The organism is Pseudomonas solani (assembly GCF_026072635.1).
GTDB lineage: Bacteria > Pseudomonadota > Gammaproteobacteria > Pseudomonadales > Pseudomonadaceae > Metapseudomonas > Metapseudomonas solani.
The window spans coordinates 1,527,705-1,544,912 of the sequence record NZ_AP023081.1 but is presented as its reverse complement, the minus strand read 5'-3'; the positions used below and the strand labels follow the sequence as shown (position 1 = coordinate 1,544,912).

Below are 17,208 nucleotides of genomic sequence, written 5' to 3'. Positions count from 1 at the left end.
TAACTTACTTGTTCACCAAGCTTTGATGCGGCGCTGTCCCGGGCTGAAGCCCGGGCTACGTGCGGGGTGCGGAAATAAATAAGCCCAGGCGTTGACTGTATCCGCCGATCCCCCAGGCTCTTCCAGCTTCCAGCTTCCAGCTTCCAGCTTCCAGCTTCCAGCTTCCAGCTTCCAGCTTCCAGCTTCCAGCTTCCAGCTTCCAGCTCCAATCCCGCCATGGATCAATGAAGATAGGCGCCGTGCAGTTATCATGGACACCCGTTTTCGTTCCTGAGCCATGCCCATGCGCCCGCTGATCGCCGCTGTCGACCTTTCCGCCATCCGCCACAACCATGCCGTCGCCAAGCGCTGTGCGCCGGAGCGCCAGGTGTTTGCGGTGGTCAAGGCCAATGCCTATGGGCATGGCGTGCGTGAGGTGGTCAGCGTGCTGCACGACGTCGCCGATGGCTACGCAGTGGCCTGCCTGGAAGAGGCGGCGGAAGTCCGCGCCATGGATGACCGCGCGCGCATCCTGCTGCTGGAAGGCTGCTTCGAGCCCCGCGAGTACCTGATCGCCGCCCAGCTGGGACTGGATGTGGTGGTGCAGGGCGAACGCCAGGCCGAGGCCCTGCTGGCTGCCGAGACCAGCCGCCCGCTGAATGTCTGGCTGAAGCTGGATTCCGGCATGCACCGCCTCGGTTTCGATGCCGAGGCCCTGCGCGAGTGGCACGGGCTCCTGCATGGCGCCAGCAAGGTCGCCGAACTCAACCTGATCAGCCACTTCGCCTGCGCCGACGAGCGCGGCCACGCACTCACCGAGCAGCAGGTGGAGTGCTTCCTCGGCCTGCTGGACCTGGATTTCGACCAACGCAGCCTGGCCAACTCTGCCGCCATCCTCACCATTCCCGCCGCGCACATGGACTGGGTGCGCCCCGGCATCATGCTCTACGGCGCCACGCCGTTCGCCGACCTCACCGCGCGCGAGCTGGGGCTCAAGCCGGCCATGAGCCTGACCGCCGAGCTGATCGCCGTGCGTGATGTCGCGGTGGGGATAGTGTCGGCTATGGCGCCACCTGGGTCGCCGAGCGTCCTTCGCGCATCGGCATCGTCAGCTGCGGTTATGCCGACGGCTACCCGCGCAATGCACCCAGCGGCACGCCGGTGGTGATTCGCGGGCAGCGCGTGCCCCTGGCGGGGAGGGTGTCGATGGACATGCTCACGGTGGACCTCAGCGACCTGCCGGAAGCCGCCGAAGGCGATGCCGTGGAGCTGTGGGGCAAGCAGTTGCCGGTGGACGAGCTGGCGGCAGCCTGCGGCACCATCGGCTACGAGCTGCTCACGAAGGTCACCGCGCGGGTGCCGCGGCGCTACCTCAGCTAAGGCTCAGACCAGCCCGCTCGGCACCTTGAGCACGTCCAGCTCCAGGCGTGCCTCGCTGGACAGCTCGCCATCGGCGCCGAAGATCGCGAAGCCCGAGCGGCCCTTCTCCTTGACCTTGTACATCGCCTGGTCGGCGGTCTTGTAGAGGCCGGCGAACTGCCGCGCATGTTGCGGGTAGAGCGCCACGCCTATGCTGATGGTCACCGTCAGGCGCTGGGTGCCGTAGAGCACTGGCTCCGCCAGTTCAGCCAGCAGCCGCTCGGCGATCTCCCGGGCATGGGGCTCGGAATCCGGCCCGCAGATCAGTACCGCGAATTCGTCGCCGCCCAGGCGCGCCACGCTGTCGCCGCCGCGTACATGCTCGCGCAGGCGCTGGCCGATGGTACGCAGCATCGCGTCGCCGGCGTCGTGCCCGTACTTGTCGTTGATCGGCTTGAAGTGGTCCAGGTCGATCAGCATCAGCGCCACCGTCTCGCCACGACGGCCGGCGTTGGCCAGGGCGGTCTCGGCGCGTTCGATCAGGTAGCGGCGGTTGGGCAGGTCGGTCAGGGCGTCATGGAAGGCCGCGTGCTCCAGCTCCTGCTCGCGCTCGCAGAGGCGCAGGTTGGCGGCCGCCAGCTCGGCGGTGCGGTTGGCCACGGCGGCCTGCAGCTCGTCGGCGCTGGCCTGCATCTGCGCCAGGCGCGCGGTCTTCTCGCGGTCCACCTGTTCCAGCGCGGCGGCCTTCTCCTGCTTGAGCATCTGGATGCGGTAGGCGAGGGCGAAGGAGAACAGGATCGACTCCGCCGCCACGGCGATGGGGAACATGTAGGCGGTGAAGTTGGTGGGCTGGATGATCCCCGCCGCGCGCATCACCAGCACCGCCGTGCTGACCAGCACGGTGCCGTAGCCGACCAGGTAGAAGCGCGCCGGAATGAAGCCCTGATACCAGCGCACACCGGCGCTCACCAGCGCGGTGGGCACGGTGACGATGGGCGTGATGGCGATCAACAGGGCGCCCTCGGCGCGGTAGCCGAAGGCGTTGATGAGGATGGCGATGGCGTAGAGCACGCAGCTGACGTTGAAGGCGCGGTCGGCCCAGACCAGTCCACGCCGCGTGTACAGCAGCTCCTGGGTGAAGCGCATGACGAAGATGCCCCAGAGCGAGGGCAAGCTGATGCGGTCGAGCCAGAAGGGCACCGGCGATCCGCCCCAGAAATACTGGAAGCCATGGCCGGTCATGCTGAGGATGAACACCAGGGCGCAGCCGGTGGCCAGCACGTACCAGAGGTAGGCCTTGTCGCGCAGGGCTACGAGGATGAACAGGTTGTAGAGGAACAGCGCCAGGATCACCCCGTAGATCAGGCCGAAGCCCATGTCTTCGGTGGCGCGCAGGTCCTGCAGGTCATTCAGCTGCCAGGCCTTGAGCGGAAAGGAGTTGCCGGCCGGGTCGTAGCTGCGGAAGTAGAAGGTCAGGGGTTCCGCGCCGAGGTCCGGCAGGCGGAACACCATGCGCCGGTAGTCGAAATCACGGCCCTCGGCGAAGGGCACGCTCTCGCTGGTCTCGCGCTCGGTCCAGCCGCCCTGGCCGTCGGGCAGGTACAGGCGCACACGGAACACGGTGATGCCGGAGTTCTCCAGCCACCATTGGGCGGGCGCATCGGCGGCGCGGGCCAGTTGCACCTTCACCCACCAGGCGCTGCGGCTCTGCCCCACGGAGGCGCGGCCGTCTGCGGGAACGAAGCGCGACTGCACCGCCGGATCGGCCATGTCGGCGATGCCGAGGCTGCCGCTGGGGTCTTCCAGCAGCTCTATATGGGTATTCAGGGGCGTGCCGCTGCTATCGGCCTGCAACAGGAAAGGGGCCGCACTGGTCTGGCCGCAGAGGCCGAATATGCCCAGCAGAAACACTGAGAGATGGATTAAGCGAAGCACCGCACGCTCCTTGTGCCCGTAACCTCTGGAGGGGCGGGCGGTATTGTTATCGGCAGGAGTATAGCCATTAGGTATCAGCCTGATGACAGCTATATGTCGCCTGGCGCAAAGGGTTGTGTAAAACCCAGTGGGGAAGTCGGACTTGTTCATTTTTTGTGCTATATTTCGCGCCCGCTTTTTCACCTGAGATCCGACGGTCCCTGCCATGCAAGCCGCCAAGCCGCTGTTCGACTATCAGAAGTACTGGGCCGAATGTTTCGGTCCTGCACCTTTCCTGCCAATGAGCCGGGCGGAGATGGACCAACTTGGCTGGGATTCCTGCGACATCATCATCGTCACCGGTGATGCCTACGTCGATCATCCTTCGTTCGGCATGGCGATCATCGGCCGCCTGCTGGAGGCCCAGGGCTTCCGCGTCGGCATCATCGCCCAGCCCGACTGGCGCTCGAAAGACGACTTCATGAAGCTCGGCGAGCCCAACCTGTTCTTCGGCGTCGCCGCCGGCAACATGGACTCGATGATCAACCGCTACACCGCCGACAAGAAGATCCGCTCCGACGACGCCTACACCCCCGGCGGCCTGGCGGGCAAGCGCCCGGACCGCGCCAGCCTGGTGTACAGCCAGCGCTGCAAGGAGGCCTACACCCACGTACCCATCGTGCTCGGTGGCATCGAGGCCTCGCTGCGCCGCATCGCGCACTACGACTACTGGCAGGACAAGGTCCGCCACTCGATCCTGATCGACGCCTGCGCCGACATCCTGCTCTACGGCAACGCCGAGCGCGCCGTGGTGGAGATCGCCCAGCGCATGGCCTACGGCGAGAAGATCGACTCAATCACCGACATCCGCGGCACCGCGTTCATCCGCCGCGATACGCCCGAGGGCTGGTACGAGGTCGACTCCACGCGCATCGATCGCCCGGGCAAGGTCGACAAGATCATCAACCCCTACGTCAACACCCAGGACACCGAAGCCTGCGCCATCGAGCAGGAAAAGGCCCCGGTCGAAGACCCGAACGAACCCAAGGTCGTGCAACTGCTGGCCAGCCCGCGCATGACCCGCGAAAAGACCGTGATCCGCCTGCCGTCCTTCGAGAAGGTGCGCAACGACCCGGTGCTCTACGCCCACGCCAACCGCGTGCTGCACCTGGAAACCAACCCGGGCAACGCCCGCGCGCTGGTGCAGCGTCATGGCGAGACGGACGTGTGGTTCAACCCGCCGCCCATCCCCATGACCACCGAGGAAATGGACTACGTGTTCGGCATGCCCTATGCGCGGGTGCCGCACCCGGCCTATGGCAAGGAAAAGATCCCCGCCTACGAGATGATCCGTTTCTCGGTGAACATCATGCGTGGCTGCTTCGGCGGCTGCACCTTCTGCTCCATCACCGAGCACGAAGGCCGCATCATCCAGAACCGCTCGGAAGAGTCGATCATCCGCGAGATCGAAGAGATCCGTGACAAGGTGCCCGGCTTCACCGGCGTCATTTCCGACCTCGGCGGCCCCACCGCCAACATGTACCGCATCGCCTGCAAGAGCCCGGAAATCGAATCCGCGTGCCGCAAGCCGTCCTGCGTGTTCCCGGGCATCTGCCCGAACCTGAACACCGATCACTCCTCCCTGATCCAGCTGTACCGCAGCGCCCGTGCGCTGCCGGGGGTGAAGAAGATCCTCATCGCCTCGGGCCTGCGCTACGACCTCGCCGTCGAGTCGCCGGAATACGTCAAGGAGCTGGTCACCCACCACGTCGGTGGCTACCTGAAGATCGCCCCGGAACACACCGAGGAAGGCCCGCTCAACCAGATGATGAAACCGGGCATCGGCAGCTACGACCGCTTCAAGCGCATGTTCGAGAAGTACTCCAAGGAGGCCGGGAAAGAGCAGTACCTGATCCCCTATTTCATCGCCGCGCACCCGGGCACCACCGACGAAGACATGATGAACCTCGCCTTGTGGCTCAAGGGCAATGGCTTCCGCGCCGACCAGGTGCAGGCCTTCTACCCCTCGCCCATGGCCAGCGCCACCGCCATGTACCACTCGGGCAAGAACCCCCTGCGCAAGGTCACCTACAAGAGCGACGGCGTGACCATCGTCAAGAGCGAGGAGCAGCGCCGCCTGCACAAGGCCTTCCTGCGCTACCACGATCCCAAGGGCTGGCCGATGCTGCGTGCCGCGCTGGAGCGCATGGGCCGCGCCGACCTGATCGGCAACGGCAAGCACCAGCTGATCCCGTCCTACCAGCCGGAAACCGACAGCTACCAGAGCGCCCGCCGCAAGAACTCCACCCCGGCCGGCAGCAAGAAGGTCGGCAAGGCCATGCTCACCCAGCACACCGGCCTGCCGCCCCGCGCCAGCGACGGCAGCAAGCCCTGGGACAAGCGCGAGGAAGCCAAGGCCGCGGCCCAGGCCCGTCGCCAGGCGGAGAAGGGTGGCGCCGGCAAGGGCGGCAAGAAGCCCGGCAAGCGCCCCGCCGTACCGCGCTGATCGACCTGCCCCGCGAAAACGCCAGCCCCGAGCTGGCGTTTTCATTTCCGGCCACTGTCCAAGGCCTGTGGGAACGACTTCAGCCGCCCGCTGTTCTATGCGAAATAGGCTTCGCTGAAGGGACTAGTTACAAAATGTTTTTGGCACTATAGTTCCAATCTCATAAAAACAACGACGGAGCCCGCCATGCGTATCGCCTCCCTTTCCCTTCTCGCGCTCTCGGTGCTGCTGGCCGGCTGCGGCGAGCAGGACAAGACGCCCACCACCCACGTGGATTTCCAGAAAGAACTGCAGGCCAAGCTGATCAAGGCCAAGCCGGGCACCGTCATCGAAATACCCGCCGGCACCTACCAGCTCGACCGCAGCCTCAGCCTCAAGGCCAGCGGCGTCACCATCAAGGGCGCGGGGATGGACAAGACCATCCTCAACTTCAAGGGCCAGAAGGCCGGTGCCGAAGGGCTGCTGGTGGACGCCTCCGACTTCACCATCGAAGACCTCGCCCTGGAAGACACCAAGGGCGACGCGCTCAAGGTGGTGGGCGGCAAGAACATCGTCATCCGCAACGTGCGCACCGAATGGACCAACGGCCCGGCCACCGAGAACGGCGCCTACGGCATCTACCCGGTGCAGACCGAAAACACCCTGATCGAAGGCGCCGTGGCCATCGGCGCCTCCGATGCCGGCATCTACGTCGGCCAGTCGCGCAACGTCGTGGTGCGCAACAGCCGCGCCGAGCGCAACGTCGCCGGCATCGAGATCGAAAACACCATCGGCGCCGATGTTTACGACAACCTCGCCACCGGCAACACCGGCGGCATCCTCGTGTTCAACATGCCCAACCTGCAGCAACCGGGGCACGGCACCCGCGTCTACCGCAACCAGGTCAAGGACAACGGCCACGACAACTTCGGCCACAAGGGCACCCCGGTGGCCAGCGTGCCGGCCGGCTCCGGCGTGGTGATCAACTCCAACGACGATGTGGAAATCTTCGACAACGATATCAGCGGCCACCGCACCGCCAACATCATCGTCAGCAGCTACTTCAGCACCGGCTACACCAACCTCTCCACCTCGGAGAACTTCGACCCCTATCCCGAGCGCATCGCCATCCACGGCAACCGCTTCGGGCCCGGTGGCGACAGCCCGGACAACCTTGAGCTCAAGGCCCTCAAGGTGGCCAAGTTCGGCCTCAGCGGGCGCCTGCCCGACATCCTCTGGGACGGCTACGTCAACCCGGCCAAGCTGGTGGACGGCAAGCTCCCGGCGGACCAGGGCATCTGCGTCGACAACGGCGAAGCCACGCTGATCAACGTCGACGGCCCCAACGGCTACAAGAACATCACCACCGACATGACCGACCACCGCTGCAAGCTGCCGGCGTTGCCGGAAATCGTCCTCGGCTCGGCCAAGGAGGCGCCCGGCGCATGAAGCGAGGCTTGCTGTTGATCGCCCTCCTGCTGCTGGCCGCCTGCGGCCGGCAGCCGGAGCCGCGGTTCATGCCCGAAGGTGACGCCTACCCCGAGAAGCTCAGCGAATGGGGCATGCTGCGCCTGGCCGACGGCCACCTGCAGCCGGTAGCCGCCGTGCTGCCCTATGACCTCAACACCCCGCTGTTCACCGACTACGCGCACAAGATGCGCACCCTGTGGATGCCCGAAGGGCAAGCTGCGCAATACGGCGAAGACCACTTCGACTACCCCGTCGGCACCGTGCTGACCAAGACCTTCTACTACCCCCGCGACGAACAGGGCCGCCTGCTGAAGAACGGCCAGGACGACCGCGACCCCCGTGAAGGCCTGGCCCTGGCCCGCGTGCGCCTGGTGGAAACGCGCATCCTGCTGAGGCAGAAGGAGGGCTGGATGGCGCTGCCCTATGTCTGGGACGAGGCGCAGAAGGAAGCCACCCTGGAATGGGCCGGTGCCAGCTTCGACCTGGAACTGCTGGACGAGAAGGGCCAGCGCCTCGCCGTCGACTACCAGGTGCCCGACGCCAACCAGTGCGCCGGCTGCCATGAAGAGCGCCATGGCGAAGGCGTGCGTCCCCTCGGCCCCAAGGCGCGGCACCTGAACAAGGACCTGGCCTACGCCGATGGCCTCGACAACCAGCTCGCCCATTGGCAGAAGCGCGGCTTCCTCATGGGCCTGCCCGAGGCGGCCGGCATCCCGCGCAACGCCCTGTTCGGCCAGCCCCGTGACGGCGAAAGCCTGGAGCTGCAGGCGCGCAGCTACCTCGACGCCAACTGCGGCCACTGCCACAACCCCAAGGGCCCGGCACGCACCTCCGGCCTGTTCCTCGACGCCGCCGCGCAGATGGGCATCAACTACGGCCTGTGCAAGCAGCCCGTGGCCGCCGGCAAGGGTTCCGGCGACCGCCTGGTGGACATCCACCCGGGCAAGCCTGAGGAGTCGGTCCTCACCTACCGCGTCGAAAGCACCGACCCCAGCGTGATGATGCCCGAGCTCGGCCGCTCCGCCGTCCACCGCGAAGGCCTCGACCTGCTGGAGCGCTGGATCGCCGGCCTGCCCGGTGCCTGCCGCAGCTAGCGGCAGGCACCGGGGCCTCTGTGGGAGCGGTTTCAACCGCGATGGGCGTGCACGGCGCTGATCGCGAATGAATTCGCTCCCACAGGGCACCATCCCCGTCATCTTCCCTGTCTATGCTCACCCGCACTTCATGGTCGTCGGCACGCGACACGAACCATTTTCGTGCACGCCGTTCGAACCAATGCGGCCCGAGCCCCGTTCCAGTGCCGGCTCGGGGCGCGCCATCGACAAAACAGCACCTTGCGCGCTGGCATGAGACTTGCGCAGCAAGGCCATCGCTCAGGCTCGCAGGAGGCACGCCGTGTCGATCCACGTCGCACTGCACCACGTCACTCACTATCGCTACGACCGCGAGGTCGCCCTCGGCCCGCAGATCGTCCGCCTGCGCCCGGCGCCCCACAGCCGCACGCGCGTCCTCGGCTACTCGCTGAAGGTCGAACCGGGCAAGCACTTCATCAACTGGCAGCAGGACCCGCAAGGCAACTACCTGGCGCGCCTGGTGTTCCCCGAAAAGACCCGCGAACTCAAGGTCGAGGTGGACCTGGTGGTCGAGATGGCGGTGTTCAACCCCTTCGACTTCTTCCTCGAGCCCTATGCCGAGCAGGCGCCCTTCGCCTACACCGCCGACGAGCAACGCGAGCTGGCGCCCTACCTCAGCCGCCAGCCGGCCACGCCGCTGTTCGCCAGGTACCTCGCCGCCATCGACCTCACCCCGCGCGCCAGCGTCGACTTCCTGGTGGAACTCAACCAGCGCGTCTCCCGCGACATCCGCTACCTCATCCGCATGGAGCCTGGCGTGCAGACGCCCGAGCAGAGCCTGGAGCTGGGCTCCGGCTCCTGCCGCGACTCCGCCTGGCTGCTGGTGCAGCTGCTGCGCCATATCGGCCTGGCGGCGCGCTTCGTCTCCGGCTACCTGATCCAGCTCACCGCCGACCAGAAGGCCCTCGACGGCCCCAGCGGCACCGAGGTGGACTTCACCGACCTGCATGCCTGGTGCGAGGTGTACCTGCCCGGCGCCGGCTGGATCGGCCTCGATCCCACCTCCGGCCTGTTCGCCGGCGAAGGTCACGTACCGCTCGCCTGCAGCCCCGAGCCGTCGTCGGCAGCGCCCATCAGTGGCGCGGTGGACGAGTGCGAGTGCGAGTTCTCCCACGACATGCGCATCGAGCGCGTCTGGGAAGCGCCCCGGGTCACACGGCCCTACAGCGACGAACAGTGGGACGCCATCCTCGACCTCGGCCGGCGCATCGACCGCGACCTGCTGGCCCGCGACGTACGCCTGACCATGGGCGGCGAGCCCACCTTCGTCGCCATCGATTACCCCGACGACCCGGAGTGGAACACCGCCGCCCTCGGTCCCAACAAGCGGCGCCTGGCCGCCGAGCTGTTTCACCGCCTGCGCGGGCAGTACGCCCCCAACGGCCTGGTGCATTTCGGCCAGGGCAAGTGGTACCCGGGCGAGCAACTGCCGCGCTGGTCGCTGAACTGCTTCTGGCGCCGTGACGGCGAGCCGATCTGGAATGACCCGGCGCTGTTCGCCGACGAAACCCGCCGCTACGACGCCAGCGCCGAGCTGGCCGGGCGCTTCCTCGCCCAACTGGCCGAGCGCCTGGGGCTGGCCGACGACGGCATCTTTCCGGCCTACGAGGACTGGTACTACTACCTCTGGCGCGAGCGCCGGCTGCCGACCAACGTCACCCCGGAAGACCCGCGCCTGGCCGACCCGCTGGAGCGCGAACGCCTGCGCAAGGTCTTCGAGCAGGGGCTGGGCGAAATCGTCGGCCAGGTGCTGCCCCTGGGCCGCAACAGCGAAGGCGACGGCTGGCAGACCGGGTCCTGGTTCCTGCGCGACGAACACTGCCGCCTGCTCCCCGGCGACTCGGCCATGGGCTACCGCCTGCCGCTGGACTCGCAACCCTGGGTCAGCGAGGCCGACTACCCCTATATCCACGCCGCCGACCCCGGCCAGGCCTTCCCGCCGCTGCGCCGTGCCGCCGAGATCCGCACCCAGCCGCGCCGTGCTGTCCCGGGCAAGGGCGAGCCCGCGCGCGCACCGGAGCTGTATCAGTCGGCGGCTGATGTCACCCGCACCGCGATCTGCGCCGAACCCCGTGACGGGCGCCTGTACCTCTTCATGCCGCCCCTGGCGGAGCTCGACAACTGGCTGGAGCTGGTGGCCGCCATCGAAGCCACCGCTCGCGAGCTGGAATGCCCGGTGCTGCTGGAAGGCTACGAGCCCCCCGGCGACCCGCGCCTGAACACCTTCCGCGTCACCCCCGACCCGGGCGTGATCGAGGTGAACATCCACCCGTCGGGCAACTGGGACGAACTGGTGGAGCGCACCGAATTCCTCTACGAGGCTGCGCGGCAGACGCGCCTGGCCAGCGAGAAATTCATGGTCGACGGCCGTCACGTCGGCACCGGCGGCGGCAACCACTTCGTCCTCGGTGGCGCCACCCCGGGCGACTCGCCCTTCCTGCGCCGGCCCGACCTGCTGCGCAGCCTGATCAGCTACTGGCACAACCACCCCTCGCTGTCCTACCTGTTCTCCGGCCTGTTCATCGGCCCCACCTCCCAGGCACCTCGGGTGGACGAGGCGCGCAACGACGCCCTCTACGAGCTGGAAGTGGCCTTCGCGCAGACGCCCGAGCCGGGCGCCGAATGCCCGCCCTGGCTGGTGGACCGCCTGCTGCGCAACCTGCTGGTGGACGTCAGCGGCAACACCCACCGCGCCGAGTTCTGCATCGACAAGCTCTACTCGCCCGACAGCGCCTCCGGCCGCCTCGGCCTGCTGGAGCTGCGCGCCTTCGAAATGCCGCCCCATGCGCGCATGAGCCTGGCCCAGCAACTGCTGCTACGGGGCCTGGTGGCGCGCTTCTGGGAGGAACCCTACGCACCGCCGAAACTGGTGCGCTGGGGCACTGAACTGCACGACCGCTTCCTCCTGCCGCACTTCGTCCAGCAGGATTTCGACGACGTGGTGCACGAGCTCAACCAGGCCGGCTACCCGGTGCGCGGCGAGTGGTTCGCGCCGCACTTCGAGTTCCGCTTCCCCAAGTACGGCGACTTTATGGTCAAGGGCATCGAACTGGAACTGCGCCAGGCCCTGGAACCCTGGCACGTGCTGGGCGAGGAGGGCGCCGGCGGCGGCACCGTGCGCTACGTCGATTCGTCCCTGGAGCGGGTTCAGCTCAAGCTCTCCGGCCTCGCGCCGGACCGCTACGTGCTCACCTGCAACGGCGAGCCTGTCCCCCTCCAGTCCACCGGCCGGGTCGGCGAATTCGTCGGTGGCGTTCGCTACCGCGCCTGGCAGCCGGCCTCCTGCCTGCAGCCCATGATCGGCGTGCACGCGCCCCTGGTGTTCGACCTGGTGGATACCTGGATGCAGCGCTCCCTCGGCGGCTGCCAGTACCATGTCGCCCACCCCGGCGGGCGCAACTACGACAGCTTCCCGGTCAACGCCTATGAAGCCGAAAGCCGCCGCCTGGCGCGCTTCTTCCGCCTCGGGCACAGCCCCGGCACGCTCCGGGTGGAGCCGCCGCAACGCAACGATGAGCTGCCAATGACCCTGGACCTGCGCCGCCATTAAGCTGGGCACCGCCGCAGCTGGCATCCGGCCAGCTGTCGGCGGTACCTTGGATGACAGTTGAGAACGGGCGCGTCCATTCGCGAGTACCAGATGTCCGACCTGCTTGCCCACTACCCCTGACCGCCACGGCCTACCACGAGCTGCTCGACGCCAACGGCGACGTGCGCCCGCACTGGCAGCGCCTGTACCGCCAACTGCAGCGCAGCAGCGCCGCCCAGCTGCGCCAGCGCCAGGAGCTGCTGGCGCGGCAGATCCAGGAAAACGGCGTCACCTACAACGTCTACGCCGACCCCAAGGGCACCGACCGCCCCTGGGAGCTGGACCTGCTGCCCAATCTGCTCTCCGCCGAGGAGTGGCAGCCCATCGCCCATGGCGTGGCCCAGCGCGCGCGCCTGCTCAACGCCGTGCTGGCGGATGTCTATGGCGAGCAGAAACTCATCGCCGAGGGCCTGCTGCCCAGTGAGCTGGTGTTCGGCCACACCAGCTTCCTCTGGCCCTGCCAGGGCCTGCAGGCCATCGGCGGCACCTACCTGCACAGCTACGCGGTGGACCTGGCCCGTGACGCCGACGGCCACTGGCACGTGCTGGCCGATCGCACCCAGGCACCCTCCGGTGCCGGCTATGTGCTGGAGAACCGGCAGATCGTTTCCCGTGCCTTCCCGGAGCTCTACCGCGACCTGCGCGTGCAATACCTGGCCGGCTATTTCCGTGCCCTGCAGGAGACGCTGATCCGCCAGGCCCCCAGTGACGGCGAAACGCCCCTGGTGGTGCTGCTCACCCCTGGGCGCTTCAACGAAACCTACTTCGAGCACCTCTACCTGGCGCGCCAGCTGGGCTTCCCGCTGGTGGAGGGCCACGACCTGACGGTGCGCGACGCCACCCTCTACCTCAAGACCCTGGGCGGCCTGAAGCGCGTGCACGCCGTGCTACGGCGCCTGGACGACGACTTCTGCGACCCCCTGGAACTGCGCACCGACTCCACCCTCGGCGTGCCCGGCCTGCTGGATGCCGTGCGCCGTGGCCGCGTGCTGGTGGCCAACGCCCTGGGCAGCGGCGTGCTGGAGTCCCCCGGCCTGCTGGGCTTCCTGCCCGCCGTCAACCGCCGCCTGTTCGGCGAAGAGCTGCTGCTGCCCACCGTCGGTACCCGCTGGTGTGGCACCCCCGGCGTGCTGCAGGAAACCCTCGACGGCCTGGACCACCTGGTGATCAAACCGGCCTTCCCCTCGCAAAGCTTCGAACCGGTGTTCGGCCACAACCTGCCGCCCCACGCCCGGGACGCCCTGCGCAAACGCCTGCAGGCGCGCCCCCACGCCTACGTCGCCCAGCGCCAGGCGCAGCTCTCCCAGGCGCCGGTGTGGCAGGCCGAGGGCGAGCACGGTGCCCTGCATTCGCGGGCCATCGGCATGCGCGTGTTCGCCGTGGCCACCGCCGATGGCGGCTACTGGGTGATGCCCGGCGGGCTGACCCGGGTCGCCTCCGAGGCGAATGCCGAAGTGGTCTCCATGCAGCGCGGCGGTGCCAGCAAGGACACCTGGGTGCTGGCCGATCGCCCGGTGACCGGCGAACCCCTGCGGCCGCGCACCCTTGGCGTGCGCGACCTGATCCGCCAGGACCCCTACCTGCCCTCGCGGGTGGTGGAAAACCTGTTCTGGTTCGGCCGCTACACCGAGCGTTGCGACGATGCCGCGCGGCTGCTGCGCGTGGTGCTCTCACGCTATGTCGATGCCGATGGCGACGAACAGGCCCGGCAGGCCGCCCTGGAGCTGGCCGAGGTCCTGGGCCAGCTGCCGGCCGGTGACCAGCCCCTGGATCGGCGCCTGCTCAACGCCCTGCTCGATGACGACTGGCCCTTCAGCCTGCGCAGCAACCTGCGCCGCCTGCACTGGGCCGCAGCCCAGGTGCGCGGGCGCCTGTCGCGGGAGAACTGGCACGCGGTGCTGGAGCTGCAGCAGGAAGTGCAGGGCCTCGACCCGGCGCGCATGGACCTGGGCGACGCCCTGGACTTCCTCAGCCGCCTGCTGATGTCCCTGGCCGCGCTCTCCGGCTTCGCCCTCGACGACATGACCCGTGACGACGGCTGGCGCTTCCTGATGATCGGCCGGCGCATCGAGCGCGTGCGCTTCTTCGCCGACAGCATCGCCGGCTTCCTGCGCGGCGGCGCCGCCTGGGACCCGGGCGCCCTGGAATGGCTGCTGGAGCTGGGCAACAGCACCATCACCTACCGTTCGCGCTACCTGGCCTCGCCGCAGCTGATCCCGGTGCTCGACCTGCTCCTGCTGCACGAGCAGAACCCCCACGCCCTGCGCTTCCAGCTGCAGGCCCTGGAGCGTTCCCTGGGCCGCCTGCACGAAGAGTTCGGTGCACCCCAGGAACTGATGCTCAGCGGCCTGATCGGGCGCCTGCTGGCCTTCGACCTGGGCACCCTGGAAAACCCCTTGTTCGGCAGCGACAGCCTCGACGAGGTGCTGGAAGGGCTGGCGCAACTGCTGGGCGACATCGGCCAGATGGTCGGCCAGGTCTCGGATCGTCTTGCTTTGCGCTATTTTGCCCATGTCGACGACGTCAGCCAGCAAACGGTGTCCGCGTGATGCAATCCCGAGCCGCCTCCCTCGCCCCCCAGGGCGCGCGCTACCAGGTGTTCCACGACACCCACTACCGCTATGCCGCGCCGGTGTCGCTGGCCCAGCAACTGGTGCACCTGTGGCCCCGCGAGTGCCCCTGGCAGCTGTGCAGCGGGCAAGACCTGGAGATCAACCCGACGCCGTCTTCCCGCAGCGATGGGCTGGACGTGTTCGGCAACCCCCTGTGCCGCCTGGCCTTCGAACGGCCCCATGACGAACTGCAGGTCAACGCGCGGCTGCTGGTGGAAGTGCTGCCCCGCGGCCCCCACGCCCTGGACAGCTCGCCCCCCTGGGAGCTGGCCCTGGCCGGCCAGGCCTTCACCGGGCGCCCCCTGGGTGCCGAGGTGCTGGAGGCCTGCCGCTACCGGGTCGAGTCGCCCTATGTGCGCATCAAGCGCCAGTTCGCCGACTTCGCCGAGGACTGCTTCCCCCTCGGCCGGCCGCTGCTGCTCTGCGCCGCCGCGCTGATGGAGAAGATCTTCACCGGCTTCGACTTCGACGCCGAGGCCACCCAGGTGGCGACCCCGTTGACCGAAGTGCTGGAGCGCCGTCGCGGCGTGTGCCAGGACTTCGCCCACCTGATGCTCGCCTGCCTGCGCTCCAAGGGCCTGGCCGCCCGCTACGTCAGCGGCTACCTGCTGACCCAGCCGCCCCCCGGCCAACCCCGCCTGATCGGCGCCGACGCCTCCCACGCCTGGGTGTCGGTGTACTGCCCGCGCAACGGCTGGGTGGATTTCGACCCCACCAACAACATCCTTCCCGACCTCGAGCACATCACCCTGGGCTGGGGCCGCGACTTCTCCGATGTATCCCCCTTGCGTGGGGTGATCCTCGGCGGCGGCAGTCATGATCCCGAAGTCCGGGTGACGGTGATGCCGCTCTGGGAAGTGGCCATCTAGGCTCTGTAAGGAAAGTGCCTGCGCTCGGTGATGCTTCGTTAAAAACGGGTTCGGAATGCTCATTTACAGCTCGTAAACTGCGCTTCCTCACCCGTTTTCGCCTCGCCTGACCGTCGCTCGACGACTTTTTTACAAACCCTAGGGGCGCTCCGGCACCCGCGCTTGTCTCAAAGATGAAACACCCGGCCCGCTGGCGGCACCGGGGCGGGGTATTTTGCGTGTCTGCCGTTGCGCTTGGGCCGGGCGTTGCTAGCGTCAAACGAGCCACCTGCCACGGAGCGCTCGCCATGGACGAAACAACGATAGTGACGGTCGGGACCGAGAAGGTCAGCGCCTTCATGAGCACCGTCATGCAATACGCCACCAGCTTCGGCGTGAAGATCATCGTCGCCATCCTCTTCTGGGTGCTGGGGCGCTGGCTGATCGGCTTCGCGGTGGGCCTGGTGCAGAAGTCCCTGGAGCGCCAGCGGGTCGACCCCACGGTGCTGCGCTACGTCGGCTCCTTCATCACCGTGACCCTGAACGTGCTGCTGGTGGTGGGCATCCTCGGCTACTTCGGCGTGCAGACCACCAGCCTGGCGGCACTGATCGCGGCGGTCGGCCTGGCCATCGGCATGGCCTGGTCGGGGCTGCTGGCCAACCTCGCGGCGGGCGGTTTCATCATCGTGCTGCGGCCGTTCAAGGTCGGCGACTTCATCAGCGCCGGCGGTGTCACCGGCACCGTGAAGGAGATCGGCCTGTTCGCCACCGCCATCAACACGCCGGACAACGTGATGACCCTGGTGGGCAACAACAAGATCTTCACCGACAACATCCAGAACTTCACCCACAACGCCTACCGCCGCGTCGACCTCAAGGCGCAGCTCTCCGGCGCGGCGGACCACGCAGCGGCCGTGGCGCTGCTCAAGGCACGGGTGGCGGCCATCGCCAACGTGCTGGCCGAGCCGCCGGTGGAAGTGGAAATCCTCGAATTCAACTTGGTGGGCCCGGTGCTGGCGGTGCGCCCCTACTGCCACAACGACCATTACTGGCAGGTGTACTTCGACACCAACCGCACCATCAAGGACGCCCTCGGCGCCGACTTCCCCGCGCCCATGCCGGCGCAGACGGTGATCGTGCAGCAGGGCTAGGCCGGGCGAATGAAGTGCTCGGCGCGGAGTCTCGCTTTTGTAGGGTGGATGACGCTCTTTTCATCCACCAGCGGTGCTCCCGCCGGGCTCCGTTCGCGACGAACGCAGCAGCGTAGCCCGGGCTTCAGCCCGGGAGTGTCTGGCGGGCCTGAACCCTGCACCGTTGGGCCTCGCTACGCTCGGCGCCAACCTACGAAACGCTGCTGCTCCCGACGCTACGACCCTTTCAAACGCAGATGCAGGATGGGAAACGGCTTGCCCGAGCCGTCCAGCTCCGAGCGGCTGGCCACCTCGAAGCCCATGCGCAGGTAGAAACCCACCGCCTGCGGGTTCTGCTCGTTCACGTCCACCGTCGTCGCGCCTTCGTGGTCGATGGCGTGGAGCAGCAGGGTGCGGCCGATACCCTTGCCGTGCTGCGCCGGGTCGACGAAGAGCATCTCCACCGTGCCCCCGGCGGTGCCGATGAAGCCCTGGATGCGCCCGTCGGCGTCGCGGCTGCAGGCCAGCTTCACCGAGTCCAGGTAGGCGTCGCGCACCAGGGGTTTGAAGAACTGGATGTCGTCCTCGACGAGAAAGTGGTGGGTGGCGCGCACGGCGGCCTCCCAGACCTCCACCAGGCGCTGGCGGTCGTGGTCGTCGATCTGTTCGAGGTGTTCGAGGTGCTTCAT

8 protein-coding genes and 2 pseudogenes are annotated in these 17,208 nt (G+C 67.6%); 8 read left to right on the top strand and 2 right to left on the bottom strand.

Features of this window, described 5'->3' with window-relative positions:
- The first annotated feature begins 283 nt into the window (after positions 1-283).
- A pseudogene (gene alr / locus PSm6_RS07185) lies at positions 284-1,359 on the top strand (alanine racemase).
- Between the two features lie 3 nt (positions 1,360-1,362).
- Here the strand turns inward: alr and PSm6_RS07180 are convergent.
- Positions 1,363-3,273 carry a diguanylate cyclase gene (locus PSm6_RS07180; protein ID WP_371877036.1) on the bottom strand — a complete coding sequence of 637 codons (1,911 nt, stop codon included), beginning with the start codon at positions 3,271-3,273 and terminating at the stop codon, positions 1,363-1,365.
- Between the two features lie 205 nt (positions 3,274-3,478).
- Between PSm6_RS07180 and PSm6_RS07175 the strand changes: the two genes are divergently transcribed.
- From PSm6_RS07175 to PSm6_RS07145, 7 genes and pseudogenes are all read left to right on the top strand, one after another.
- Entirely contained in the window at positions 3,479-5,758 is a 2,280-nt protein-coding gene (locus PSm6_RS07175) for a YgiQ family radical SAM protein (protein WP_031288538.1), read from the top strand.
- 186 nt (positions 5,759-5,944) lie between these two features.
- Positions 5,945-7,186 (top strand): parallel beta-helix domain-containing protein, encoded by a 1,242-nt coding sequence (locus tag PSm6_RS07170; protein WP_043243563.1) that lies wholly within the window; start codon positions 5,945-5,947, stop codon positions 7,184-7,186.
- A complete protein-coding gene (locus PSm6_RS07165) occupies positions 7,183-8,301 on the top strand; it encodes an SO2930 family diheme c-type cytochrome (protein ID WP_265169902.1) in 1,119 nt (372 codons plus the stop codon). The genes PSm6_RS07170 and PSm6_RS07165 overlap by 4 nt, the downstream gene beginning before the upstream one ends.
- Before the next feature lie 301 nt (positions 8,302-8,602).
- Positions 8,603-11,890, top strand: coding sequence for a transglutaminase family protein (locus tag PSm6_RS07160; protein ID WP_265169900.1), 3,288 nt, complete (start codon positions 8,603-8,605; stop codon positions 11,888-11,890).
- A 90-nt stretch (positions 11,891-11,980) separates the two neighbouring features.
- A pseudogene (locus PSm6_RS07155) lies at positions 11,981-14,478 on the top strand (circularly permuted type 2 ATP-grasp protein).
- Positions 14,478-15,410 carry a transglutaminase family protein gene (locus tag PSm6_RS07150; RefSeq protein WP_265169898.1) on the top strand — a complete coding sequence of 311 codons (933 nt, stop codon included), beginning with the start codon at positions 14,478-14,480 and terminating at the stop codon, positions 15,408-15,410. Before PSm6_RS07155 ends, PSm6_RS07150 begins: the two are co-directional and overlap by 1 nt.
- A gap of 287 nt (positions 15,411-15,697) precedes the next feature.
- Positions 15,698-16,540 carry a mechanosensitive ion channel family protein gene (locus tag PSm6_RS07145; RefSeq protein WP_021221637.1) on the top strand — a complete coding sequence of 281 codons (843 nt, stop codon included), beginning with the start codon at positions 15,698-15,700 and terminating at the stop codon, positions 16,538-16,540.
- 215 nt (positions 16,541-16,755) lie between these two features.
- Here PSm6_RS07145 and PSm6_RS07140 read toward each other — a convergent pair whose 3' ends face one another.
- Positions 16,756-17,208, bottom strand: a complete 453-nt coding sequence (locus PSm6_RS07140; RefSeq protein ID WP_021221636.1) for an acetyltransferase — start codon at positions 17,206-17,208, stop codon at positions 16,756-16,758.

Bases quoted from the DNA above. Each gene is read 5' to 3' on its own strand.
- PSm6_RS07145 (WP_021221637.1), top strand. From the start codon at position 15,698: ATGGACGAAACAACGATAGTGACGGTCGGGACCGAGAAGGTCAGCGCC.
- PSm6_RS07165 (WP_265169902.1), top strand. From the start codon at position 7,183: ATGAAGCGAGGCTTGCTGTTGATCGCCCTCCTGCTGCTGGCCGCCTGC.
- PSm6_RS07175 (WP_031288538.1), top strand. From the start codon at position 3,479: ATGCAAGCCGCCAAGCCGCTGTTCGACTATCAGAAGTACTGGGCCGAA.
- PSm6_RS07140 (WP_021221636.1), bottom strand. From the start codon at position 17,208: ATGAAGCACCTCGAACACCTCGAACAGATCGACGACCACGACCGCCAG.
- PSm6_RS07170 (WP_043243563.1), top strand. From the start codon at position 5,945: ATGCGTATCGCCTCCCTTTCCCTTCTCGCGCTCTCGGTGCTGCTGGCC.
- PSm6_RS07150 (WP_265169898.1), top strand. From the start codon at position 14,478: ATGCAATCCCGAGCCGCCTCCCTCGCCCCCCAGGGCGCGCGCTACCAG.